Raw genomic sequence first — 24,025 nt, 5'->3', positions numbered from 1 at the left:
AAGAAACAAAAATGACAAATGTTTTTAACATGGTTTTGTTAGTATCTCTAGAGTTTCCATGTTACATGGTTTAACGAATGGCATTAATTTACTAATGACAAGTGAAAAATAAATGGCTTTTTGATTATTTACAGTCTATGATTTAGTAAGAGGTTAATTTTATTTTTATCATTAATTAGGAAGAAAATACGGTTATTCAGCCGCTTTTATGATCATAATAGTTTTGATTAATAATTTTTATTTAAACCATAAACAGAAAAATGAAGCTCAGCAAATAGTTGTGAAGCAGTAAATAACAACTGAGTAAATAATGCTTAGGGATTAGGATTTATATTCTAATCCCTATTTTTGCATAAACCAATAGTTTTGATTTTAAAACACATTCAAAAACATTCGATATTATCTATTTCGGTAGGTATCATTTTTATATGCACTTTAGTTGTATTTTTTGCAACTGAAGCAAGTTATAACGCTATTGAAAGTACCTCGTTATGGGTTCGGAATTATTTTGGATACTTTTATTTGTACTTAGGGTTTGGTTGTGTTGTAGCATTGTTATTGGTAGCATTTTCCAAATACGGAAACATAAAATTAGGCACACCAAGCTCTAAACCAGAACATTCACTATGGGCATGGACTGCTATGTTATATAGTGCAGGAATGGGGTCTGGTATTTTATTACGAGCAGTACAAGAACCTGTTTTTATGCAACAAAATCCGCCTTTTGCATCTGGTGTAACTAATGAAACTATTGCATTAGAATTCACGTTTTATCAATGGGGAATTACTGCTTGGGCATTTTATGGACTATTTGCAGTTATTGTTGGCTATGCATTACACGTCAATAAAAAGAAAGTCAGAATTAGTGCCACCATTGAAGATCGTATTAAAAGCAAACCGATAAGAGGTAGTGTGGATATAATTACTATTATCACCACTATTTTTGGCTTAATAGCTGCAATTGGTTTGGGTACGACTCAAATTAATGGGGGACTAAATCATGTTTTTAGTGCAGATTTAGGATTAGCAACAACTATAATTCTATGTGTTTTTATCTCAACAATAGCATGTTATTCTGCTTGGCAAGGTGTTAATAAAGGGATTAAAATATTTTCAAAATTAAACATAATTGTAACGTTGGTCATCTTGTTATTCGTCTTTATTACAAGCGATGTACAAGGCATTGTCGCTTCTTTTTTTACTGCTTTATATCAGTATATCATCGACTTTATACCTATGAGTTTGGCTATTGGAGATTATAATCCTGGTTTAGAGTTTTTAACGGGTTGGACCTTCTATTATTGGGCATTTTGGTTAGCTTGGGCACCTTTTACAGGTATTTTTATTGCTCGTATTTCTAAAGGTCGAACCATACGGCAGTTGTTATTAGGGGTATTAATTATTCCTTCTTTGGGTACATTTTTTTGGTTTTCGGTTTTTGGATCTTCAGCATTTAATTTAATTGAAGCTTGGGGAGCTTACGATAACCAATTTGGTAATGTGTTCTCATCGATTTTTGTGTTTTTTGAGCATTATCCGCTCGCTACATTTCTAAATATAACGTCTATATTTTTATTAATCAGTTTTTTAATTACATCAGTGGATTCTGCTGTATTCGTGTTAAGTATGTTTACAGATAAAGGGTCTAAAAATCCAAATAAAACCCATCGTGTCATTTGGTCTGTTTTTATCTTATTAGCAACCATTGCTTTAATTCTTTTAGGAAATATTAAGGCAAATGTCAATGTTTTAGAGGCTGTGCAACGCTTGTTAATTATAACCTCGTTGCCGTTTTCGTTTTTTATCATCATTATGTTTGGTTTTTTTGTAAAAGATCTTAGAAAAAACCGACTAAAAGCCAATAATTTAGAATAGGATTATTATGGAATCATTCAATCAAATCGACTTGTTTTCGACTGACGAAGTTCGTAAAACGGAATTTGATGTGCCTGGGGCAGATGTTATTTTATTTGAAAATTTCTTTAGCATAGAAGAAAGCAATAAGTTATATAAAAGTTTATTAGAAAATACACCTTGGCAACAAGAACAGATTACGATTCACGGTAAATTGGTAGATTATCCAAGGCTTATCGCTTGGTATGGCGATATTAGTAAAGACATTCAATATACTAATACCAAAAGTAAAATGCATTTATGGAATGACGATTTGTTATTCATAAAAAAACGAATTGAAAAAGAAGTTGACATCAAATTTACACGTTGTTTACTTAATTATTATCGCGACGGAAAAGATAGCGTAGATTGGCATCAGGATTATGATGCTGCTCAACGTAAAAACACGGTTATTGGCTCTGTAACTTTTGGGGAAACGAGACCTTTTCAATTAAAGCACGTAACTCGAAAAGATTTAAAACGCTTAGACATTCCTTTAAAACACGGAAGTTTATTGCTAATGCAAGGTGCCACTCAAGACAATTGGAAGCATAAAATTCCGAAGACCACAAAAAAAATTAGACCACGAATAAACTTGACCTTTAGATGGGTTGGATAAAACCAAAAATGGTATTAATAAAGGAGTAACTTAAACGTAATGTACGTTTTGTAGTTTTAAAAACATGTTTATTATCTTTTTTGTGAAAGTTTTAAGAATTAGCGTCTAATTCACCTTTAATTATGCAAGTAATCCCTTTTTCAATACATCAATTTGGGTTGATTTTCTATTTATTTTAGTACTATCATTTATGACCGTTATTGTGAGGTTTTAATACTATACTTACTTTTGTCACTATAAAAATGATAGTTAAATAAAAAAATATATAAAAATGAATTTACAAGAAACATTAAACTGGAGATATTCAACAAAGGAATACGACACAACCAAGAAAATATCTGAAGAAGATATGGCACAGGTTAAAAACTTATTAAGGATGAGTCCTTCAAGTGTAAACCTTCAACCTTGGCATTTTATAGTTGCTGAAACTGCAGAAGGAAAAGCACGTATGACAAAAGGAACACAAGGCTTTTTTCATTTTAATGAACCAAAAATAACGAATGCGTCAGCAGTTGTACTGTTTTGTTCAAAAACAAGTGAAGGTGCAGATGATACTTTTTTTAAACACCTTTTAGAAGTACAGGATAAAGACGGAAGATTTCCTAATGAAGACATAAAGAACGGAATGTACGGAGGAATGAACGCTTTTGCCGATATTCATAAATATGATTTAAAGGATTATCAACATTGGATGGAAAAACAAGTATACCTTAACATTGGTAACTTTTTATTAGGTGTAGCTAGTTTAGGTATCGATGCAACGCCAATGGAAGGTGTTGATGTAAAAGCTTTAGATGAAGAATTCGGATTAAGAGCAAAAGGATTTACGTCTCTAGTAGTTGTTTCTTTAGGTTATAGAGCAGCATCTGATTTTAATTCAACAGAAAAAACACCAAAATCTAGATTACCACAAAGTGAAATTATCACTGTAATATAGCAATATGAATAATTTAAAAATACCCTTGTGGGTCAATATAGTTCAGATTCTGTTGACCCTAATAATGCTAGGACAAGTCTATATGTATTTTTTCAATCATCAGATGATGGTAGATTCTGGCATTGCTGTAGACGGTGTGCCTACTCTAAATCTTATTTATGAGATGGGAGCAAGAACATTGGTTATGGCACTCGCCTCAATTTATGTTCTAATCACTCAGAATCCGAAGCAATTTTTGGTGGTTTTGTTTATGAATATTTTTCGCGAAGGACAAGAAATGATAATTGACCCATTATTTCCGTTATTAAACGCTCCTACTTCACCAATGGTAGATTTTTGGATACATGTAGTCATTGTCGCTATTGAAATATGGGCATTTATAACGGTATTAAAAGTTACAAGAAAAAATAATAAAATATGAAAGCAGTAGGATACAAAGAGAATCTTCCAATTGAAGATGAAAACGCATTACAAGATATAGAATTAAACAAACCAAAAGCAACAGGAAAAGACATTTTAGTAGAAATAAAAGCCATTTCTGTAAATCCTGCAGATTATAAAGTTCGTGCAAATATGCCTGTACAAGGTGACGAATGGAAAGTTATAGGTTGGGATGCTACCGGAATTGTAACAGCAATTGGAGAAAACGTTACCCTTTTTAATGTTGGTGATGAAGTTTGGTATGCTGGCGATTTTACACGTCAAGGAAGTTACGCTCAATATCAAGTGGTAGATGAACGTATTGTTGGTAAAAAGCCATCAAGTTTATCGTATGCTGAAGCTGCTGCGTTACCATTAACAACACTTACTGCTTACGAAATGTTATTTGATAGATTACAGGTGTCTAAAGACGATGCCAATAAATCTATTTTAATAATAGGAGCAGCTGGAGGCGTTGGTTCTATTATGGTGCAATTAGCCAAGAAGTTAACAAAACTGAACATTATTGCTACCGCTTCTCGCGAAGAAACTACAGATTGGTTAAAAGAATTAGGTGCAGATACGGTAATCAACCACAGAAATAAATTGAGCGAAGAGTTTGAAAAATATAGCCTTCCTGCTCCAGAATATGTAGTGAGTTTAAATGGTACAGAACAACACATTGATGAAATTGTAAAGCTGATTAAACCACAAGGTAAATTCGGATTTATTGATGACCCAAAGGTCTTAAATGTTATGCCTTTTAAAGGGAAAGCAGTTTCAACACATATAGAATTAATGTTTACGCGTGCTATGTTTCAAACGGAAGATATGATAGAGCAACATAACATTTTAAACAAAGTTTCTCAATTAATAGATAACGGAACGATAAGAACCACTTTAGGTGAAAATTTCGGAACTATTAATGCGGAAAATCTTAGAAAAGCACACGCTTTCTTAGAAACCGGAAACGCAAAAGGTAAAATAGTTTTAGAAGGTTTTTTAATGTGATGTCACTACGATTGAATTTTGAGGTACGAGAAATGAGTATCGAGAATTGGATCGTAAAATTGAAACCTATTCAGAGAAACCAAAAAAATGGGGGAATGCGTATCGATATAGGGGGGATATTTACCTCACGGCTTTAGAAACGAATAGTGTAGCTGTAGTTTTAGCAAAAGATAAAAGTGTGAAAACGATGATAAAGAACCCTAATATGTTATGGTCACATGGTGTAAGTTATAATCATGTAGATGATTATATGTATGTGTCTGCAGCACAAGTAAGCAGAGGAGCTGTATATAATGAGGGCAAAGGTTTATCAACAAAACCTTTTTATATTTTCAGGTTTTAACCTATAGTAGGAGGCGTTTCTTTTTGATAAAATCGAGTTAAATACTGAATGACTTTGCATCATCGGTTGCAAGTGATCAACTTTCTGATGGACGCCTGTTTTAGGGATTAATTTGGTGAAATTCCTTCGATGAATATCTACCATGGGATATCATTTAAGGAAATAATAAGGAATTGTTTCGGAAAGCTTTTCAAAATATTAGTAATAACTTGTCGAAGGTTTTACATTTGCACACTCAAGAAAAAGATATTATGCAACAGCCCTTATTTGAAATACAGGAAAAGAAGACGGACAAAGAACTTTACAGCTACCAGCAAGGTGCTATCAATCAGATATTTGAAAAGTTCGATAATGAAAGAGATGATTACCACCTCTTATATCAATTACCCACTGGTGGCGGAAAGACCGTAATTTTCTCTGAAATGGTCAGACAATACCTTAAAAATCACTCAAAAAAGGTTTTGGTCATGACACATCGCGTAGAGCTCTGTAACCAGACTTCTAAAATGCTTACCAGTTTTGGAGTGGTCAATAAAGTAGTCAATAGCAAAGCCAATTTAGATGACCATGAACGCTACAACTGTTATGTTGCCATGGTGGAAACGCTAAATAATAGGCTTAACGACGGTATATTGAATATCTCGGACGTTGGTTTGGTCATTGTAGATGAGGCTCATTATAATTCCTTTACAAAACTGTTCAAATTTTTCGAAAACTCATTTATTCTTGGGGTTACAGCTACGCCCTTAAGTTCCAATAAGGAGTTGCCCATGAATAGCAACTACGATGAGCTGATTCCTGGCGAATCCATAGAAAATTTAATTGAAAACGACTTTCTGGCTAGAGCGGAAACACACCAGTATGACATGGGACTGACTTCTTTGGAGATAGGTTCCAATGGGGATTATACAGTTAAATCTTCTTCGGACCTATATACGAGTCCGTCGATGTTAAATAAATTACTAGAAGCTTATTTGATACATTCCAAGGGTAAAAAAACATTGATATTCAACAATGGTATAGATACCTCAGTCCAGGTATACCATACCTTTAACAATGCAGGGTTACCCATTATGCATCTGGACAATACCGCTACCAAAAAACAACGAAAACAAATTTTAAAGTGGTTTCATGAAACTCCCGATGCCATACTAACATCTGTAAGTATTCTGACGACTGGTTTTGATGAACCCACTATAGATACCATTATTTTAAACAGGGCCACGAAATCCTTGACTTTGTACTACCAAATGATTGGTAGGGGGTCTCGGGTATTGAACAACAAATCTAAATTTACTGTTATAGATCTTGGTAATAATATCTATCGTTTTGGTCCTTGGGGTGCAGATCTAAACTGGGAGGCCATTTTTAAATCTCCGAATTACTACATAGACCGTATTAAGGACGATGAAGCTATTGAAAGTACCTTTAAACATGAGTTGGCCGATGACATTCGGTCAGAATTTTCAAAATCGAAGGACACTTACTTGGATATTAGTGCCTTATATAAGGATACCACCTTTTCCGGAGAAACCTCTAAAGTGGTATTGGAAAAATCCATAGAACAACATGCCTATATCTGTATAGAAAACAGTGAAGATGTTTATGATGCCCTTACACTGGCAAAATTACTTAAAGAAGACATTGATAATAGGATAAAAGTTTATAGCAAGTGTATAAGTAAAAGCACCAATAATTTTATAAGTTGGCTAAAACTGGATTATCAAAAGAAATTGAACACCTATCTTCTTAAAAATTTTGATGCCGTTTTTGAACAAATTCATGGTTATCCACCGGAAGATTAACGGAGTCTTATAATCCAGAGATTAGATTGTTTTTTTGGTTTATCTAATGCTACTTAAAATAGGATAAATGTGTAGCCGCGGTTTTGAAAAAAGAACGTAGTATTCACAAGATAATCATTTGATTTATCCAACGGAGTAAGCTATACCACTCAGATAGTCATATTTATGTATTTGTAGGGTAAGGATATAGGGGTACCACTTTTGATGACAGCAAAAGTGTAGCGACCAATCCATTAGGTTAGGTGTTAATTGTTTGATCGATAATATTGAAAAATGAAGAAGTATTTGTGTTAATCATTTAGCTTTAAACTTAAGGTGCAATATGATAACTAAGGATGCTACTTTAGAGTGAATTGCAAAAAAGATATTGCGAGAAATTCATACCAAGGTTCGAAAAAAATTAGAAAATGTAAGTTTTCATAGTTGACAACTAAAAACACCTTTCGGCCACGCACAAGGTGTCATTAGAATAAAACAAATAAAAATATCATGAGTAAAACTATATTAATTACAGGAAGTACAGACGGAATAGGTAAAATTACTGCTTTAAATTTAGCTAAAAAAGGTCACAACATTTATGTGCACGGAAGAAATGAAGCAAAAGTGTTTCAAGTAATATCTGAAATTAAAGAGGCTTCAAATAATCAAAATATAGTAGGTTTTGTAGCTGATTTTTCAGATTTAGAATCCGTTATAAAAATGGCTGATAAAATTAAAAATGAAATTCCTAAAATTGATATTTTAATCAATAATGCGGGGGTTTTTAAAAGTAAAACTTTAGAGAATAAGGATGGTTTAGATATTAGAATGGTAGTTAATTATTTAGCTCCTTATGTATTAACGAATGCTATTCTTCCGAACATAAAAAAATCGGAAGCACCAAGAATTATCAATTTAAGTTCTGCAGCACAAGCACCAGTTTCTGAAGCTGTTTTGACAGGAAAAGAACAACAGTCTGAAAATTCAACCTACGCACAAAGTAAATTAGCATTAACGATGTGGAGTTTTAATTTAGCACAACAAGAGCCAAATATAACAGTTATTGCCGTAAATCCAGGGTCGTTGTTAAATACAAAAATGGTTAAAGAGGCGTTTGGTCAACATTGGTCACCAGTAGAAAAAGGGAGCGATATTTTGGTTGATCTAGCATTGTCTGAAGACTATAAAAATGATTCAGGTAAATATTTTGACAATGATAAAGGTGAAGTTAAAGGATATTTTTCTCCTGCACATCCAGATGCGTATGACGAAGGTAAAATTGAAAAGTTATTAAGTATTACCAAAGGTTTACTATAAATAGTTCTTTAATTTTTTACCAATCTTTATTGGGCAATTTAGGTTTAAATAAATTTAGGTTATAACTCCGACAGAAATAGCTCTCGGAGTTTTTTATTGTTAGAGATTCTTATTTTTTATATTTTGCATTTATAATTCATTGCAAAAATGCTGAAATTTACAATCAAAAAATGGATACTTTTGTTTTATAATTAAACACCACTATAAGTGACATCAAATATTAAAAAGTATGGGTTTAAAGAAGGAGTAGCTCATGAGTTTGAGCTTTTAGACTTGGGCACGCATTATGCGAATCTTTTTGATGATTTAATTATACCACATAGAACTGATTTCTATCAGATTATTTGGTTTAAAAGTGGGAAGCCAAAGCATATGGTAGATTTTCATCCTATTGAAATACAACCAAATTCTATCTTATTTGTCGATAAAAACAGTGTTCAATGTTATGATAGTAAAGAGCCTATACATGGCGAAATACTTTTATTTACAGACAACTTTTTTTGTAAAACAGAATATGACACAAAGTTTTTAAGAAGTAGTATGCTTTTTAATGATTTATATACTATTTCTAGTATTGAGGTAAAAGGTTTAAGTTCTGTATTTGATAGTTTTATGAAACTTATTAAAACGGAATTAACTTCAGATGAAGACAATTATCAGTCAGATATTCTTAGAAATTATCTTCAGAATTTATTGCTGTTATCTGAGAGAGAAAGACAAAATCAAAATAGTACACAAATTAATAAAGGGTCAGATTTAGAATGTGTAATTAAGTTTAGAGACTTTTTAGACAAACAGTATCAAACACAAAAATCGGTTAGTAAATACGCAATTCAGCTTAATGTTACTCAAAAGCGTTTAAGTAATGCCACTTTAAAAATAATGGATATTACACCAAAGCAAATGATAGATGCTAGAATAATATTAGAAGCTAAACGCTTGCTAGTCCATACTACAGATAGTGTAAAAGAAATTGGATATACACTCGGTTTTGATGAACCTACAAATTTTGTAAAGTTTTTTAAAAAACATCAACATATTACACCCATAGAATTTAGGAATCGATTTTAATATGTTGTAATGGCTAAAAATTACCATTTATAGGTGCTTTTTTATCATAATATATTAATGGTCTTACAGCAAATTTGCTTCATAGTTTAACAACAACAAATGAAACAAATTAATAGAAATGAAATTAGTAATTGATATATTAGGATGGTCAGGTTCTGGCTTTTTAATTCTTGCTTACGGACTAACACTTATAGAAAATAAAAAGTATTTTGATTATGCGAAGTACTTAAATCTTTTTGGAGCACTTTTAATTGCAATTAATTGTTATTATTATAATGCGATCCCTTCGTTTGTGTCAAATTTAATATGGAGTATAATGGCAACTTTTACATTATACAAAACAAAGAGAAAAGATCATGCTATTCATAAAGAAAGCGTACACGGAAACCTTTATTTTTATCAACGTTTGCAATTGCGAATTTTGCGATTAAAATCAAGGAATTATTAAAGGTTTTTAAGTATTTAAAAGTTACAAAATTGTAATTTATGATGTAGTAAAAAGGCAGCCATTGGCTGCCTTTTATGCTTTTAAAGTTTTTTTATTCATCAAATAAAAATTCACCTTTAGTTTCTGCTGCTCGTAAACCCCATTCTGTAATCAGTTCTAAAATAGGAACCAACGTTTGTCCAAACGCTGTAAGCGTATATTCTACTTTTAAAGGCGGTTTTTTTGTAAACACTTTTCTGTTTACTATGCCATCGGCCTCTAATTGTTTTAATTGTAAACTCAAGGTACGCTCCGTAATACCTGGAATCTCTTTTCGTAATTCATTGTAACGTTTTTTATCGCCAATTAAATGAGTTAGGATAACACTTTTCCATTTACCACCAATAAGTTCCATAGCAGCACTTGTAGGGCAAAATGAAATTTTACCATTGATTTTGATTTTCGGTTTTTTTTCAAATAGTTCTTTTCGGTCCATTTCTATATATTATTTAATACATAACTACCAATTAAGTTATGCAATTTTTCCTGAATTTAAAACACAAAGGTAGTATACTTTAATTTAGTATGCAACTATATTTTTTATAGTTATTTTTTTATTTTTAAAAAACTTTAAATCAGTTAGTTAATAATTTATATCATACTATACTTTACGACCGTTATTGCAAGACAATAATACTATACATACTTTTGTCACTATAAAAATGATAGTATAACGAATCAACATATAAATAAAACAAAAATGAATTTAACTGAAATTTTAAACAACCGCTATTCCGTAAAAGAATTTGATGCTACTAAAAAGATCTCAGATGCAGATTTTAAACAAGTAAAAGATTTATTGCGTTTAAGTCCATCTAGTGTAAACTTACAACCTTGGCATTTTTTAATTGCAGATACTCCAGAAGGGAAAGCTCGTATTGCTAAAGGAACACAAGGATTTTTTCATTTTAATACACCTAAGGTTTTAGATGCCTCTCACGTAATTGTTATTGCTGCTCGCACAAATGCAGACTATGCATATATGACTAGCATTTTAGAGCAAGAAGATAAAGACGGTCGTTTTGCTGCACAAGAATTTAAAGACCAAATGCACGGTGGACGTATGTTGTTTGCAGATATTCATAAATACGACCTTAAAGATTTACCACATTGGATGGAAAAACAAGTCTATTTAAATATGGGGTCTCTTTTATTAGGAGTTGCTGCTTTAGGTATAGACGCTTGCCCAATGGAAGGTGTAGATGTTAAAGCTTTAGATGAAGAATTCGGCTTACGTGAAAAAGGGTATACAGCATTAGCTGTTGTGTCTTTAGGATATAGAAAAGATTCAGATTTTAACGCAGCATTGCCAAAATCTCGTTTACCAGAAGAAGAAATAATTACAGTGTTATAATTAACAAATAGACAAAATTTAAGAAAATGATAAATTTAATAGTAAAATTCACAACAACACTAGAAGGTAGAGCAACTTTTATGGAAGCGTTGTTAGAAAATAGAAAAGGAGCTCAACAAGAAGAAGGTTTTAAAGGAATGAATTTGTTTGTGGATACTAAAAACCCAAATATAATTTTTGCTTATGATAGTTGGGAAAATGAAGCAGCATCAGAAAGTCATAAAAAAACAGCACACGCATCAAATATGATGAAAGTTGCTGAAAGTACATTGGCTTGTGCTCCAGATATTCTAATTCTAGGAGAAACAAATCCAGCTCCAGTTCCTGCTAAAACACCAAATTCAGAAGACAAATTATTTATTATTTTCTTTATTTTTAAAATTAAAGATGGATATAGAGAACGTTTAATTGAACGTTTTGGAATTCATATTGAAAATACTCGTAAGGAAAAAGGGAATTTATTATTTGATTTATACACTGTTGAAGGTCAGAATGATACTTTAGTTGTTTATGAACATTGGAGAAAAGAAGCCGACGTATGGGAAATTCATATGAAACAGCCATATTCTGAAATTACAGGAGCTTTAATGAATGAAGCTGTTGTTGGAGGTTTAGAACAGTATATGAATTTCGTTACACAAATTTAGGGTTGCAGTTTCTAAGCAATCTTTCACAGACATAATAAAATAATTCTTAAAATTTAATGATATGAAAAGTACAATAGTAAAATTTACAGCAAAACCAGAACACGCAACTACTTTTGCAACAACCTTAAAAGAAGCACAAGCAGCAACACAAAAAGAAGCTGGTAATAAAGAAATTAAGGTATTTGTATCGAATACAGATGCCAATGTATTTTTTGTTTACGAACGTTGGGCAGACAAAGCAGCAATAACATCTCACGATAACGAGCCACACACAAAGAAGTTAATGAAAGTTGGACAAACTGCATTAGCAGGTGCTCCAGATTTTTATTTCTTAGGTGATACTAATCCGTTACCAGACCATTCTAAATCTGCAAATCCGGAAGATGAAGTATTTATCATATTCTTCATATTTAAGTTGAAAACAGAATTTAGAGCACAACTTTTAAATCAGTTTGAAGACCATATTACTCATACCAGAAAAGAGGAAAAAGGAAACATTCTTTTTGATTTATACACAGTAGATGACCAAGACGATACATTGGCTGTTTATGAGCATTGGAGAAAAGAATCTGATGTTTGGGATATTCATTTTCACCAACCTTACGCAGAAAAAACAGGTAAATTAATGAATGAGGCTGTTGTTGGAGATTTAGAACAATACATGAATTTTGTAACTGAAATTTAAAAAATATTTAAAATGAAAAATAGATTTACAGCATTAGTTTTCGGAGTTATAGTTGCAGTTGGCATTCAGGAAATTTCTGCTCAAGAACCAAGTATGAGAACATTTAATGAAAACACAAAAGCAGTACAATTAGATAAGGGTACGATGCAAATTTTTGATTACGGTCAAACTAAAGTTCACGTTTACGAAACCAAAGGTTTTTTTAATACACACGCTTTTTTTATTGAAAAAAACGGAAAAGGAGTATTGATTGAAACACCACCAATGAAAGATAATTACAATGAACTAGTGGATTATATTGTTGGTTTAGGTTACACAAATATTGATGTGATGGTTTCTTATCATTTAATAGGAAAGCACTTTTTTGATACGGATAAACTAAAATTTAACCATATATATTCTAATCAAGAATCTTTAGATTATATGACGAATTCTGGTAATGAATCGCTCTCAAAATTAGCAGAAGTCTCAGGTGAAGATCTAGACGAAACTACAATAGTGCCAACCGATTTGCTAGAAGCAGGAGCACAAGAAATTTCAGGAATTCCTTTTATTATTACGCCAACTGGTTTTGGTTTTGATGTAGAAATGCCAGAAATAAAGGCTGTCCATTTGCATATGGTTGGGCACGATAACCATACTATGATTTTTAATTCTGAATTTATAGACACCGTAATTAACGAGCTTTCTGATTTTCAGGAAAAAGGGTATACCACCTATTTTTCTTCACACAGTGCACCCGAAACTTCGGGAGATGTGACCATTAAAATTAATTATCTTGAAGAAATGAAAGTACTACTTGCTGCTTCTAAAAATAGCGAAGAATTCATTCAGAAAATGGATAAAGCGTATCCTAATTTTGGATGGAGAAATTACTTATTAGGAAGTGCAAATATGTTGTTTACTGAAAACTAATTCAGTTGAACAAAAAAAATCAATCATTATGAAAAAACTAATGCTATTATTTTCGTTGGCCCTTTTAGCAAGCTGCGGAAATGAGACTAAAAAAGAAGCAATGTCAACTTCGGAAGAAGCACACGGACATTCACATTCTCAAGGTGTGGACGAACACGGTTTGGCGCCTCATACCGAAAACACCATTCACCAATATGCACCAACGGTTGCCTTGTTAAATAGTATTTACGAAGGTGATATTACCCCGCAACAAATGGTGCAACAGGGTAACATTGGTATTGGAACCGTAAATCATTTGGCTGGAGAGCTGGTTGCTGTAGACGGAGTGGTCTATACGATTGATGCCGAAGGTGAAATCGCAGAAGCACCAGACGATTTAGAATCGCCAAATATGACGATGATAAATTTTCAGCCGAAACAAACCGTAACTGTTGAAAATATTGAGTCTTATGAAGACTTAACTAGAGAACTTCAGAAATATTCAACCTCTAAAAATAGCTTTTACGCGTATAGAATTAAAGGTGAATTTAAGTATCTAAAGATGGCTTCTGCACATAAAGTAGAGAATGAAGATGTGTCTTTATTTGAATATTTAGACACTCGTGTAATGTATACTAGAGACAACATTAAGGGCACTTTGGTAGGTTTATTTACACCAGATTATCTAGGAAATATTGTAATTCCGGGAATGCATTTTCACTTTTTATCAGACGATATAAAATTGGGTGGACATTTAGAGGATATCAAATTTGATAAGCTTTCTATTGAAATTCAAGAAGTAAATCAAGTGAATTTACAACTTCCAGAAACTGAAAAATTCAGAAATAAAGATTTAAAACAAGGTGCAGCTCCAAAGGCTACCGCTAAGCAAAATGGAAAATAATAATAGAATGAAAAAGTATATAATTTTAGTTTTAGCATTGTCTTTCTCTTTTGCGAGTATTGCACAAAACACAAAGGAAGATAACTATAAAACAGGCGTAAAAATTGTAAATGAGGTAAATGGCGATGGCGCTTCAAAAGGTCTGGAAGCCGCTTTTGAAAGCGTGTCTCCAGATATGGCAGATTATATTATTCGTTATGGTTTTGGAGAAATTTACAACAGAACAGGTTTAGATTTTAAGACAAAAGAATTATTAATAATAGCCAGCCTTACTACACAAGCCAATGCAAAATCACAATTAAAATCTCATATGAAAGCAGCACTAAACCTTGGTGTAACTCCAAATGAGATTTCTGAAACGATGATTTTATTAAGCCTATACACAGGCTTCCCAGCATCAAACAATGGGATTTTTGCTTTGAAAGAAGTTTTAGATGAAACCAATTATTTGGCGACTACAAAAGTTAATTCTTCTAATGAATTAATTAAAAATTGGGAATTAGAGGGTTTTGCTATGCCAGAATCTATAGTAGCTTCTCCAACTGAAGATTGGTTGTATGTTTCTAACGTAAATCAGAATGAAAAAGGATATATAAGCCGAATTACAAAAGCTGGTAAAGTAGATAATTATAAATGGGTAACAGGGTTAAACAACCCTGCTGGTTTAGCTTTATACCAAGACAAATTGTATGTAGGTGATGGTAAGGAACTTCATATAATTGATGTAAAAAAAGGTAAGCTCATAAATAGCTTTACATCAACAGATGTGGTTTCATTAAATGATGTTGTAGTTTCTAAAACTGGACAGGTTTTTATCTCTGATATTGCAGGCGGAAAAATTTTCACTTTAGAAAATAACAAACTAGTGGTTTGGTTTCAAACACCAGAAATTAAGCATCCAAACGGAATTTTCATCCAAGATGATAATTTAATTATAGCTGATTTTGGTGCAGAATTATCATTAGAGTTAACTCCAGATAAGTATGGTAGTTTGTATAAAGTCAACCTAAAAGACAAAACAGCTACGATGATTAAAAGTGGCTATCAATTAGGTGCTTTAGATGGTTTAGCAGCAGTTAAAGATGGATATTTAGTGACTGGTGGTACGGTTAGCGATTTGTTTTTTATTAACGATAATGCTAAACAATTAGTTGGAACTTTTTCAAAAGGTTTAGCAGATATAAGTATTCTAGGCAATACCCTATATGCACCAATTCTCTTTAGTAATAAAATTGAATCTTTTTCACTTCCAAATAATTTGGTTTCTAGCGAGTCTATTGATGATAACTGGCATCGAATTAAAACAAAAGAGGAGTATTTAAAATTAACTGCCGATAATTTTTACGGTGATAAAGAAGGTACATCTGTAGCTTCTCACGACGGACAAATATTTGGAGTCTTTGGCGGGAAAATACTAACGGGAACTTGGGATTGGAAAGATACTTTCTTTACGCGTACAAGTAAAATTGGGGATTTGGATTTGGGTTATGACGAAATTGTAATCGAAGTAAATGCTACACAGATGCGATTGACCTTAAAACAAGGTAAAGGGGCGACTGTAGTCTACGATAAAAAGTAGGGAGCCTCTTTCTTAATAAAATCAGTAAACATCAAGAAGGGCACAAAAGTACAGTCCAAGGGAGCATTTTTACCATTACTAAATTATAAGACATTTATAGATTTATAGTGTCATTAAAATTAACAAATAACTAAAATTAAAATTATGAAAAAAGTACAACTAACAGTAGTATTAATTGGTGCTATCTTATTTGCATCTTGTACAGACAATTCTGCGGAATTAAAAAAATTAAATGAAAACATTACAAATTTGGAATCTAAAATAGAAGTTCAAAATCAGGAGCAAGCGACTTTAGAGGCAAACAAAAAAGTAGTAACAGATTTTTATCAAGACCTCTTCGGAAACCAGAATTATCAAAACATAGATAAATATGTTGGTCCAGTTTACATTCAGCACAACCCTAATGTTGCAGACGGTAGAGAAGCGCTTAAAGAAATGTTACCTATTTGGTTAAAAGATGCTCCTAAATTTAAACTCAACTTCAATCTTATTGTTGCAGAAAAAGACCTAGTTTTTGTACAAGTAATTACAAATAAAGAAGGTGATAGAACCTCTACAATGGATGTTTTTAGAATTACAGACGGTAAAATTTCTGAACATTGGGATGCGTTTAACACCTTCAATAAAGGAGATAAATCTGCGAACGATAATCCTTTATTTTAATCAAATTCATCAAATATAATTTTTTAAAAAACACACAATATGAAAGCTATAGTATTAACAAAAGCAGGAGGACCAGAAAACCTTCATTTAGCAGAAGTAGAAAAGCCAAGCATAAAAGAAAACGAAGTGTTAGTTGCTGTTAAAGCAATTTCATTAAACCCTGCAGATGTAAAACCAAAGTACACTGACAAAATGTTGGATTCAATGTACGGTAAAAATCGTCCAGTTATTTTAGGATGGGATATTGCAGGAACAGTAACTGAGGCTGGTACAGCCGTTACCGATTTTAAAGTAGGTGATACTGTTTTTGGGATGGTAAACTTTCCAGGAGCAGGTAAAGCATACGCGGAATTTGTTGCAGCTCCAGAAGCTCATTTAGCACTTATGCCAAGCAACGTTTCTTTTGAAGAAGCTGCTGCGACTACTTTGGCTGCTTTAACGGCATTACAAATTTTAGAAGGAAAAATTAATAAAGGAGATAAAGTTTTAATTCAAGCTGGTTCTGGTGGAGTTGGTCATTTTGCAATTCAAATAGCAAAAAGCTTCGGAGCGTATGTAATTACTACTGCTTCAGCTAAAAACAAAGATTTTGTACTATCTATTGGTGCAGCTGAAGCTATAGATTATCACACACAAAAATTTGAAGAAATCTTATCTGATATCGACTTTGTATTAGATACTCAAGGTGGTCAAGTATTAGTGAACTCCACTAAGGTTTTAAAAGATGGAGGAACAGTAATTACCACTTTTGGTATGGATATGCCCGAAGAAGCTAAAGCTATAGCAGAGAAAGGAAACAAAACGGTTTCTAATATTTTAGTGCATTCAAGCGCTAAAGACATGAACACTTTAAAAGGAATGTTAGAAAGTGGTGCTATTAAACCAAACATCTATAAAACGTTTGCTTTTGAAGATATGGCAGACGCACATAGAGAAGTAGAAAAAGGAAGAACGGTTGGCAAAGTGATTGTTACTCTTTAGAATTAATCAATAATTTAAAATCAAGTAAGATGATAAAAGTTATAGGTCAGTTTGAAGTAAAACCAGCATTCCGTTCTCAATTTAAAGAGGCTTTAATTGCTGTTAAAAAGGGAAGTGTTGAAGAACCAGGATGTTTGGGTATTCGCTTGTTTGAAGACAAGCAAAACCCTAATATGTTTTTTGGATATGAATTGTTTACAGGAGAAGAGGCTGTGGCATTTCATCGTTCTCAACCCTACGAACTAAAACTAGCAGAATTAGCAAATGAAGCACTTGTAAACCCACCTAAAGCTTATGTTTTGGTTGGTGAAGTTTCCGAAGAAAAAGGAGTTGAAGAGTTTAGCAGTACTGCAAATTCAGCAGAACTACGTGTTATTGCTTTGTTTGATATTAAAGCTGATGAAAACAAAAAACTGATAGCACAATACGAGAAGCAAATACCGAATGTGCGAGCACAAGATGATTGTGTTTCTTTCAATGCATATACGGTTTTAGAAAATCCAAATCAGTTGGTAGTTATTGAGGAATGGAAAACACAAGAATTTGCACTGAAATTTTCTACAACAGACGCACTTTCTATGGAAACTGGTAAAGTGTTATCAGAAACATTAGAACGTCCTATCCCAGAATATTTACATCAAGTAAACGAGATATAATAATTATTGGTTATTAAAGATAGTAATCAAAAAAAACACTAAAAATGAAAACACAAGAAGAATTACCTAATTACACCAAAAAAATATTTGTGGGTGGCGAATGGAAAGACGGAAAAGGGCCAGCCATAAAAGATATTAACCCTTGGAATCAAGAGGAATTATTTTCTTTAAGTAGTGCAACTGTAGATGATGTAAATGAAGCTTTTGAAACAGCTGCAATTGCACAAAAAAAATGGGCTGCAGTATTACCTCCAGAAAAGAGCAGAATGATGCAAAAACTAGCTACGGTTGTTAGAAATCGTAAACAAGAATTTGCAGAATGGGCACGAAAAGAAGTAGGAGCAACCTTAGCTAAAGGTTATTTTGAAGCCGAATTGGTAGCTAGTGTTTTTGAAAGTGCTGTGCATTTACCATTATTAGTAGAAGGTAAAATTTTACCGCGAGATATTGAAGGAAAAGAATCCATTGCAGTTAGAAAACCATTAGGGGTTATAGGATTAATTTCTCCTTGGAATTTCCCAGGACAGTTAACAGCACGTACTTTAGGTCCTGCCTTAGCAGTTGGTAATGCAGTGGTTTTAAAACCAGCATCGACTTCTATAGTGACTGGAGGATTAATTTTTGCTTCATTTTTAGAGGAAGCAGGTTTTCCAAAGGGGTTATTAAGTGTATTGCCAGGTGGCGGAAGTACTATTGGTACTGCAATTACCAAACATCCAATTTCAAAATTAATTTCTTTTACAGGTTCAACTCCGGTTGGTCGTCAAGTAGGAATAAATGCGTTGAGTGCTGATATCATTAAAAATATCGAATTAGAATTGGGTGGTAACAGTCCGTTCGTAGTGCTTGAAGATGCTGATATTGATCAAGCTGTTGAGGCTGCTGCTTGGGGTAAATTTATGAACCAAGGTCAAATTTGTATGGCTATTAACAGAATTATTGTAGAAGATAAAGTCTATGACGAATTCACAGAAAAATTCATTGCAAAAGTTAAAACCTTAAAACGTTTAGATATGAATGATCCTGACACGTTTGTAGGACCAATCATAGATCAAGCACAATTTGACACCGTTAAAAATTTAATAGACGAAGCTAAAGCACAAGGTTATAAAATGGCTTTAGGTGGTGAAGCAGATGGTTTGCATATGCCACCGCACGTTTTTGTAGATACAGATGAAAATTGTCCGTTGTTTAAACACGAGATTTTTGGACCTGCAGTTTCTATTACGCGTGCTAAAGATATGGAAGACGCATTGCGTTTAGCTAATGCTACAGATTTTGGTTTGTCTAGTGCTGTATTTACACAAGACGAAGCTAAAGGAATGGCATTTGCACAAGGTATTGAAGCTGGTATGACGCATATTAATGACCAACCCGTAAATGATAGTGCTTATGCACCCTTTGGAGGTGTTAAAAACTCAGGATTAGGTCGTTTTAATGGACAATGGGGCGTAAAATCGTTTACCGTTGCACATTGGATAACTATTCAGAAAACACCAAGAAAATATCCGTTCAAAGCATCTGATTTTAAATAAAGGCTGGCCTAAAACATTTTAAATAAGCGATTAGAAGTTAAATACTAATCGCTTATTTTTTTTCATTTAAATTTGCCGTATGAAAAAAATACTAATTCTGTTTTCGCATCCTAAATTTGAAAAGTCAAGAGCAAATTCAGCACTTATTGAAAGGATAAAGGATAAGGAAGGAGTAACGCTGCACGATTTGTACGAACGTTATCCTGATTTTCATATTGATGTAGATAAAGAAAAAGAACTGCTAAATGAACATGATGTTATTATTTGGCATCACCCATTATATTGGTATAGTTGTCCACCATTAATGAAACAGTGGATAGACATGGTTTTAGAGTTTAATTGGGCCTATGGACCTAAAGGGGTAGCACTACAAGATAAAATCTGCCTTAATGTAATAACCACTGGAGGGTCAAAAGATATGTATTGTTCAGAGGGTGTAAATAGCTTTTCTGTGAATCAATTTCTAAGACCGTTTGAACAAACTGCAAAATTATGTGGTATGAAGTATTTGCCTCCATTTGCTGTTATGGGAACACACAAATTAAATGATGAAGATTTACAAATTTATGCAAATCAATATTCGAAATTAATAGGCTTACTTCAAAATACTGTGGAACGATCTGATATTAAGGATACTTTATTTTTAAATGATATAGAAAAATTAAAAATCTCATAAGATATGACTGGAAGTTTACTGTTTGAAGCCATTGTCTTTTTAGCTGGAGCCATATTATGTGTTTCTATTGCCAAACGATTTGGGTTAAGTTCTGTCATTGGATATCTATTAGCAGGTGTATTAATCGGACCTTATGTACTAGGTTTTATTGGAAATGAAGGTGATGACATATTACATTTTGCAGAGTTTGGTGTCGTAATGATGTTGTTTCTCATAGGGCTAGAGATTGAACCAAAAAATTTCTGGAAAATGAGAAAAACTATTGTAGGCATGGGAGGTCTACAAGTAGGAGGGACCATGTTACTTTCTTATATTTTGTTTACACTATTAGGTTTAGAGTGGAAAGTAGCGTTGGTGATTTCTATGGCTGTCGCATTATCATCCACAGCAATTGCAATGCAAACGATAAAGGAAAAAGGATTAATGGATTCCACATTTGGTACTGCTTCCTTTTCCATATTACTTTTTCAAGATATTATTGTGATTTTTATGTTGGGTTTTATTCCACTATTGTCAAATTCAGACGGTAATGTTTCTGCCGAAAACCAAGATGGGCATTCTAATTTATTAAATAGTCTACCCATAGGTTTACAAACATTGGCTATTATTTTATCAGTGGTATTAATAATAGTTGCAGGTAAATATTTAATAGTTCCTATGATGCGTAAAGTAGCTAAGACAGGTGTGCGTGAGTTACTAATAGCAGCAGCTTTTTTAATCGTTTTTTCTATTTCATTCTTAATGGAATATGTTGGAATTAGTCCTGCTTTAGGTGCCTTTTTGGGTGGAGTAGTTTTGTCAAATAGTGAGTTTAAACATGAATTAGAAAGTACGCTAGAACCGTTTAAAAATTTACTTTTAGGCCTCTTCTTCATGGCGGTTGGAGCTTCCATAAATTTTATCGTTATAGCGAACAGTCCACTTACCATTGGCGGAATTTTAGTTGCAATTATTGTTTTAAAAGCGATAGTTTTATTTATAACTGGTCATCTGTTTAAACTAAAATTAGATCAAAAGTTGTTATTGACATTTAGCTTAGCACAAATAGGAGAATTTGCATTTGTACTGCTGGCGTTCGCTTCAGGACTCAATATTTTACAGCAAGATCAAATGGATATGATGTTGGTGATAACTGCACTTAGTATGTCTTTAACACCCATACTTGGAATAATTAACGAACGTTTAATATTGCCGAGAATTGGTACTAAAGAGTCTGTAAAACGGCCTATGGATCATATTGCAAAATCTCAAAAAATTATATTAGTTGGTTTTGGTAATTTCGGAAGCACTATAGGAAGGTTTTTGCGATCTCATGGTGTTGAAACAACCATACTTGATCATGATTCTAGTCGTGTAGATTTTCTAAGGAAAATGGGCTTTGAGGTATACTATGGAGATGCAACACGTATTGACTTATTAGAATCGGCAGGTATTGCAGAAGCTAAAATTGTTATATGTGCAACCAATAAAATTTCAGTTTCTAAAGCAATTAGTAGTTTAATTAAAGATAAATATCCGCATGTAGAATTATTGATCCGAACAAAAGATAGGTTTGATGCTTATGAGTTATTAAATCTTGGTAACGAAAATATTTATCGCGAATCACTAGAAACTTCATTAACCTTAGCTAAAGATGTATTGAGTAAATTAGGATTTAGAAAATATACAATTAATAGACAGGTTAGAAATTTTATAAAATATGACGAAGATAGTTTAAGAAGGCTAGCAACAGAACCAAACCATGATGATGACTATATTTTTAAAGTTAAAAAAGAGTTAGAGCAACAAGAAAAATTTTTAAATGAAGATTTTAAAAGAGGTATTGTTGAATATGATAACCATTGGGATAGTGAATATATAAGAGCGATTTTGAAAAACACAAAAGAGTCTTAGATCTATACAGCTATCTGTAATTAGCGTAATTAGAACTTAGAAAAACATCCAAGTGTTGCTCTATGTAGGAAATATGTAATAGAGTGAGCTTAAAAATCACGAAGTATAATTTTTTAAATCGAAATCATTATATTTAAAAATAAGAAAACATAACAACGATTTGAATAACATTCCCAACATATCATTTCAAAGCGAGAAAAAAGAAACAGAGTTCGAGTTTCTTTATTTATCCAAGTTATTTGCTAAAATAAAAACAGGTTTAGATCATAATCCCAATTTACCTCACAGAGTTAGTTTTTTTGCCTTGTTAATTGTTACCAAAGGTGAGGGGAGTCATCAGGTCGATTTAAAAGAATATCCATTAAAGGTAGGTTCAATATTAAAAATAGCAAAGGGACAAGTACATGCATTTGAGGAAAACCCTAAATATGATGGATTTCTTGTTTTGTTCACCGAAGAATTTGTTTTGAATTATTTTTCTAAATCGTCCATTGAGTTTATTTCACATCTCTATAATTATCATATTTCCAAAACAACTGTTGATGGAAGTAATTTTAACGAAACGTTTATTGAGCAATTAAAGGATGAACTTGAAATGGAAAATACTTTCGCCCAAAAAAACATTGTGGCTGCTATGCTTGAATTATACTTACTGAGACTAGAACGCTTATCTCAAGATGGTAAAGAGCCCAATCAAAACAAGTATTATCCATTATTTTTTAAATTTAAAAATTTAGTTGAAGAAAAGTATGTTTCCACTCGGAATGTAAAGGACTATGCGAATGTTTTGATGGTATCTACAAAACATTTAAATCAAATAGTTAAAGAATTTACGTTGAATACTGCCAAAAAATTTATTGATGATTTTGTGATTCTTGAAATAAAAAGAGCCATTGCAAGCACTAATAATAGTTTAAAGGAAATCGGATATGCTGTAGGTTTCGATGAGGTCACAAATTTTACAAAATTCTTCAAAAAGCATACTGGAACTACACCCAAACAGTTTAAAAACGAATTATAGTATCTCGTTTCTCATATTAACCATTTTTTTACGAAGATTTACCTTTATGACTATTGAGTAAAGTGCCAATTTTGTATCAAACTTTAAATTGATAGAAAATGAATTATTCAGAGAAAAATCACTTACACAAGATAAATAATAAAAGCTTCGTCGGTAAAACAAAATTAATCGTTTTTGTTTGTCTTACGTTATTTAGTGTAGGACATAGTTTCGCTCAAAGCAAAACCATCGAAGAAAGTAAATTTCAATTTGGTGAGCCAGAACATTTTTTAGATGGTTACTCACTGAACTTTCAGTATCAAAACGGAACTGCAATCCATATGGAGTTTAGCAATGGTAAAGCTGAATATGAATGGGTTGCAGGTCCAGCAAAAGGTAATGGGAATTCAGACATCTCTTATCGTTCTCGTAAAATTGGTGATAACTTGTATTTAGTCAATTGGCACGAAACAGGAAAAAAAGATTATTTAACTATAGTTTTTGATTTCGAAAAAATGATAGTGCATAGTTCGATTATCATCGGTTACGAAAACAAACCTGCAAGAACCTTAAAAACAGTATTTAGCAGTGGAATTATTGATCATTTAAACAAAACTGAATAGTTTTATAATTGTAGCGATTCAATTAGGAAAAAAGTGATATGCGTTAAAGGTTT

Annotated in this window: 25 protein-coding genes; 24 read left to right on the top strand and 1 reads right to left on the bottom strand. The window is 32.5% G+C overall.

All coding sequences use genetic code 11. The features are described from left to right. The first annotated feature begins 348 nt into the window (after nt 1-348). From JBL43_RS13150 to JBL43_RS13105, 10 genes are all read left to right on the top strand, one after another. A complete protein-coding gene (locus JBL43_RS13150; RefSeq protein ID WP_233098776.1) occupies nt 349-1,875 on the top strand; it encodes a BCCT family transporter in 1,527 nt (508 codons plus the stop codon). Between the two features lie 7 nt (nt 1,876-1,882). Next, the gene (locus JBL43_RS13145) at nt 1,883-2,512 is read left to right on the top strand and encodes an alpha-ketoglutarate-dependent dioxygenase AlkB family protein (protein WP_198841877.1); all 630 of its coding nucleotides are present in this window, start codon (nt 1,883-1,885) and stop codon (nt 2,510-2,512) included. Between the two features lie 271 nt (nt 2,513-2,783). Beyond that, complete coding sequence (nfsB, locus tag JBL43_RS13140) at nt 2,784-3,449, top strand: oxygen-insensitive NAD(P)H nitroreductase (protein ID WP_198841876.1); 666 nt, start codon at nt 2,784-2,786, stop codon at nt 3,447-3,449. A gap of 64 nt (nt 3,450-3,513) precedes the next feature. After that, complete coding sequence (locus tag JBL43_RS13135; protein ID WP_198841875.1) at nt 3,514-3,870, top strand: hypothetical protein; 357 nt, start codon at nt 3,514-3,516, stop codon at nt 3,868-3,870. Beyond that, nucleotides 3,867-4,880, top strand: coding sequence for a zinc-binding alcohol dehydrogenase family protein (locus tag JBL43_RS13130; RefSeq protein ID WP_198841874.1), 1,014 nt, complete (start codon nt 3,867-3,869; stop codon nt 4,878-4,880). The genes JBL43_RS13135 and JBL43_RS13130 overlap by 4 nt, the downstream gene beginning before the upstream one ends. 46 nt (nt 4,881-4,926) lie before the next feature. Next, entirely contained in the window at nt 4,927-5,223 is a 297-nt protein-coding gene (locus JBL43_RS13125; RefSeq protein ID WP_198841873.1) for a hypothetical protein, read from the top strand. A 251-nt stretch (nt 5,224-5,474) separates the two neighbouring features. Continuing rightward, entirely contained in the window at nt 5,475-7,028 is a 1,554-nt protein-coding gene (locus tag JBL43_RS13120; protein WP_198841872.1) for a DEAD/DEAH box helicase, read from the top strand. A 489-nt stretch (nt 7,029-7,517) separates the two neighbouring features. Beyond that, on the top strand, nt 7,518-8,324 hold the full coding sequence (locus JBL43_RS13115) for an SDR family NAD(P)-dependent oxidoreductase (RefSeq protein ID WP_198841871.1): 807 nt from the start codon (nt 7,518-7,520) through the stop codon (nt 8,322-8,324). A gap of 207 nt (nt 8,325-8,531) precedes the next feature. Beyond that, on the top strand, nt 8,532-9,395 hold the full coding sequence (locus JBL43_RS20400; protein WP_198841870.1) for a helix-turn-helix domain-containing protein: 864 nt from the start codon (nt 8,532-8,534) through the stop codon (nt 9,393-9,395). A 118-nt stretch (nt 9,396-9,513) separates the two neighbouring features. After that, a complete protein-coding gene (locus JBL43_RS13105) occupies nt 9,514-9,843 on the top strand; it encodes a CBU_0592 family membrane protein (RefSeq protein ID WP_233098775.1) in 330 nt (109 codons plus the stop codon). Between the two features lie 91 nt (nt 9,844-9,934). Here JBL43_RS13105 and JBL43_RS13100 read toward each other — a convergent pair whose 3' ends face one another. After that, nucleotides 9,935-10,318 carry a winged helix-turn-helix transcriptional regulator gene (locus JBL43_RS13100; RefSeq protein ID WP_198841869.1) on the bottom strand — a complete coding sequence of 128 codons (384 nt, stop codon included), beginning with the start codon at nt 10,316-10,318 and terminating at the stop codon, nt 9,935-9,937. A 264-nt stretch (nt 10,319-10,582) separates the two neighbouring features. Here JBL43_RS13100 and nfsB (JBL43_RS13095) point away from each other — a divergent pair, with 264 nt between their 5' ends. The 14 genes from nfsB (JBL43_RS13095) to JBL43_RS13030 all read left to right on the top strand — a co-directional run bounded on the left by nfsB (JBL43_RS13095) (nt 10,583) and on the right by JBL43_RS13030 (nt 23,972). Continuing rightward, a complete protein-coding gene (gene nfsB, locus JBL43_RS13095) occupies nt 10,583-11,236 on the top strand; it encodes an oxygen-insensitive NAD(P)H nitroreductase (protein ID WP_198841868.1) in 654 nt (217 codons plus the stop codon). A gap of 26 nt (nt 11,237-11,262) precedes the next feature. Next, nucleotides 11,263-11,883, top strand: a complete 621-nt coding sequence (locus JBL43_RS13090; protein ID WP_198841867.1) for a putative quinol monooxygenase — start codon at nt 11,263-11,265, stop codon at nt 11,881-11,883. Between the two features lie 61 nt (nt 11,884-11,944). Next, nucleotides 11,945-12,568, top strand: coding sequence for a putative quinol monooxygenase (locus JBL43_RS13085; RefSeq protein ID WP_198841866.1), 624 nt, complete (start codon nt 11,945-11,947; stop codon nt 12,566-12,568). A 12-nt stretch (nt 12,569-12,580) separates the two neighbouring features. Then, the gene (locus tag JBL43_RS13080) at nt 12,581-13,483 is read left to right on the top strand and encodes a hypothetical protein (RefSeq protein WP_198841865.1); all 903 of its coding nucleotides are present in this window, start codon (nt 12,581-12,583) and stop codon (nt 13,481-13,483) included. A gap of 28 nt (nt 13,484-13,511) precedes the next feature. Next, nucleotides 13,512-14,366, top strand: a complete 855-nt coding sequence (budA, locus tag JBL43_RS13075) for an acetolactate decarboxylase (protein ID WP_198841864.1) — start codon at nt 13,512-13,514, stop codon at nt 14,364-14,366. 7 nt (nt 14,367-14,373) lie between these two features. Further along, nucleotides 14,374-15,945 carry a carboxymuconolactone decarboxylase family protein gene (locus JBL43_RS13070; RefSeq protein WP_198841863.1) on the top strand — a complete coding sequence of 524 codons (1,572 nt, stop codon included), beginning with the start codon at nt 14,374-14,376 and terminating at the stop codon, nt 15,943-15,945. Nucleotides 15,946-16,089: 144 nt separating this feature from the next. Next, nucleotides 16,090-16,608, top strand: a complete 519-nt coding sequence (locus JBL43_RS13065; RefSeq protein ID WP_165749685.1) for a nuclear transport factor 2 family protein — start codon at nt 16,090-16,092, stop codon at nt 16,606-16,608. 39 nt (nt 16,609-16,647) lie between these two features. Beyond that, nucleotides 16,648-17,589, top strand: coding sequence for an NADP-dependent oxidoreductase (locus tag JBL43_RS13060; protein WP_198841862.1), 942 nt, complete (start codon nt 16,648-16,650; stop codon nt 17,587-17,589). Between the two features lie 29 nt (nt 17,590-17,618). Further along, the gene (locus JBL43_RS13055) at nt 17,619-18,245 is read left to right on the top strand and encodes a putative quinol monooxygenase (protein WP_198841861.1); all 627 of its coding nucleotides are present in this window, start codon (nt 17,619-17,621) and stop codon (nt 18,243-18,245) included. Between the two features lie 44 nt (nt 18,246-18,289). Further along, nucleotides 18,290-19,780, top strand: coding sequence for an aldehyde dehydrogenase family protein (locus JBL43_RS13050; protein WP_198841860.1), 1,491 nt, complete (start codon nt 18,290-18,292; stop codon nt 19,778-19,780). A gap of 79 nt (nt 19,781-19,859) precedes the next feature. Further along, nucleotides 19,860-20,456: a glutathione-regulated potassium-efflux system oxidoreductase KefF gene (gene kefF / locus JBL43_RS13045; protein ID WP_198841859.1), complete on the top strand. Its 597-nt coding sequence runs from the start codon at nt 19,860-19,862 to the stop codon at nt 20,454-20,456. Between the two features lie 3 nt (nt 20,457-20,459). Continuing rightward, nucleotides 20,460-22,349, top strand: coding sequence for a monovalent cation:proton antiporter-2 (CPA2) family protein (locus tag JBL43_RS13040; RefSeq protein WP_198841858.1), 1,890 nt, complete (start codon nt 20,460-20,462; stop codon nt 22,347-22,349). A gap of 160 nt (nt 22,350-22,509) precedes the next feature. Further along, nucleotides 22,510-23,370 carry a helix-turn-helix domain-containing protein gene (locus JBL43_RS13035; protein ID WP_198841857.1) on the top strand — a complete coding sequence of 287 codons (861 nt, stop codon included), beginning with the start codon at nt 22,510-22,512 and terminating at the stop codon, nt 23,368-23,370. Between the two features lie 98 nt (nt 23,371-23,468). Then, on the top strand, nt 23,469-23,972 hold the full coding sequence (locus JBL43_RS13030; protein WP_198841856.1) for a MoaF-related domain-containing protein: 504 nt from the start codon (nt 23,469-23,471) through the stop codon (nt 23,970-23,972). The last annotated feature ends 53 nt before the right edge of the window (nt 23,973-24,025 follow it).

Origin of the sequence: Aureibaculum flavum, assembly GCF_016406085.1 — a bacterium.
GTDB lineage: Bacteria > Bacteroidota > Bacteroidia > Flavobacteriales > Flavobacteriaceae > Aureibaculum > Aureibaculum flavum.
Note: the sequence above shows the minus strand (reverse complement) of the source record. Positions and strands in the feature narration are given on the sequence as shown.

Coding starts and splice junctions, on each gene's coding strand:
- JBL43_RS13145 (WP_198841877.1), top strand. CDS start 1,883: ATGGAATCATTCAATCAAATCGACTTGTTTTCGACTGACGAAGTTCGT.
- nfsB (WP_198841876.1), top strand. CDS start 2,784: ATGAATTTACAAGAAACATTAAACTGGAGATATTCAACAAAGGAATAC.
- JBL43_RS13135 (WP_198841875.1), top strand. CDS start 3,514: ATGCTAGGACAAGTCTATATGTATTTTTTCAATCATCAGATGATGGTA.
- JBL43_RS13130 (WP_198841874.1), top strand. CDS start 3,867: ATGAAAGCAGTAGGATACAAAGAGAATCTTCCAATTGAAGATGAAAAC.
- JBL43_RS13120 (WP_198841872.1), top strand. CDS start 5,475: ATGCAACAGCCCTTATTTGAAATACAGGAAAAGAAGACGGACAAAGAA.
- JBL43_RS13115 (WP_198841871.1), top strand. CDS start 7,518: ATGAGTAAAACTATATTAATTACAGGAAGTACAGACGGAATAGGTAAA.
- JBL43_RS13105 (WP_233098775.1), top strand. CDS start 9,514: ATGAAATTAGTAATTGATATATTAGGATGGTCAGGTTCTGGCTTTTTA.
- JBL43_RS13100 (WP_198841869.1), bottom strand. CDS start 10,318: ATGGACCGAAAAGAACTATTTGAAAAAAAACCGAAAATCAAAATCAAT.
- nfsB (WP_198841868.1), top strand. CDS start 10,583: ATGAATTTAACTGAAATTTTAAACAACCGCTATTCCGTAAAAGAATTT.
- JBL43_RS13090 (WP_198841867.1), top strand. CDS start 11,263: ATGATAAATTTAATAGTAAAATTCACAACAACACTAGAAGGTAGAGCA.
- JBL43_RS13085 (WP_198841866.1), top strand. CDS start 11,945: ATGAAAAGTACAATAGTAAAATTTACAGCAAAACCAGAACACGCAACT.
- JBL43_RS13080 (WP_198841865.1), top strand. CDS start 12,581: ATGAAAAATAGATTTACAGCATTAGTTTTCGGAGTTATAGTTGCAGTT.
- budA (WP_198841864.1), top strand. CDS start 13,512: ATGAAAAAACTAATGCTATTATTTTCGTTGGCCCTTTTAGCAAGCTGC.
- JBL43_RS13070 (WP_198841863.1), top strand. CDS start 14,374: ATGAAAAAGTATATAATTTTAGTTTTAGCATTGTCTTTCTCTTTTGCG.
- JBL43_RS13065 (WP_165749685.1), top strand. CDS start 16,090: ATGAAAAAAGTACAACTAACAGTAGTATTAATTGGTGCTATCTTATTT.
- JBL43_RS13060 (WP_198841862.1), top strand. CDS start 16,648: ATGAAAGCTATAGTATTAACAAAAGCAGGAGGACCAGAAAACCTTCAT.
- JBL43_RS13055 (WP_198841861.1), top strand. CDS start 17,619: ATGATAAAAGTTATAGGTCAGTTTGAAGTAAAACCAGCATTCCGTTCT.
- JBL43_RS13050 (WP_198841860.1), top strand. CDS start 18,290: ATGAAAACACAAGAAGAATTACCTAATTACACCAAAAAAATATTTGTG.
- kefF (WP_198841859.1), top strand. CDS start 19,860: ATGAAAAAAATACTAATTCTGTTTTCGCATCCTAAATTTGAAAAGTCA.
- JBL43_RS13040 (WP_198841858.1), top strand. CDS start 20,460: ATGACTGGAAGTTTACTGTTTGAAGCCATTGTCTTTTTAGCTGGAGCC.
- JBL43_RS13030 (WP_198841856.1), top strand. CDS start 23,469: ATGAATTATTCAGAGAAAAATCACTTACACAAGATAAATAATAAAAGC.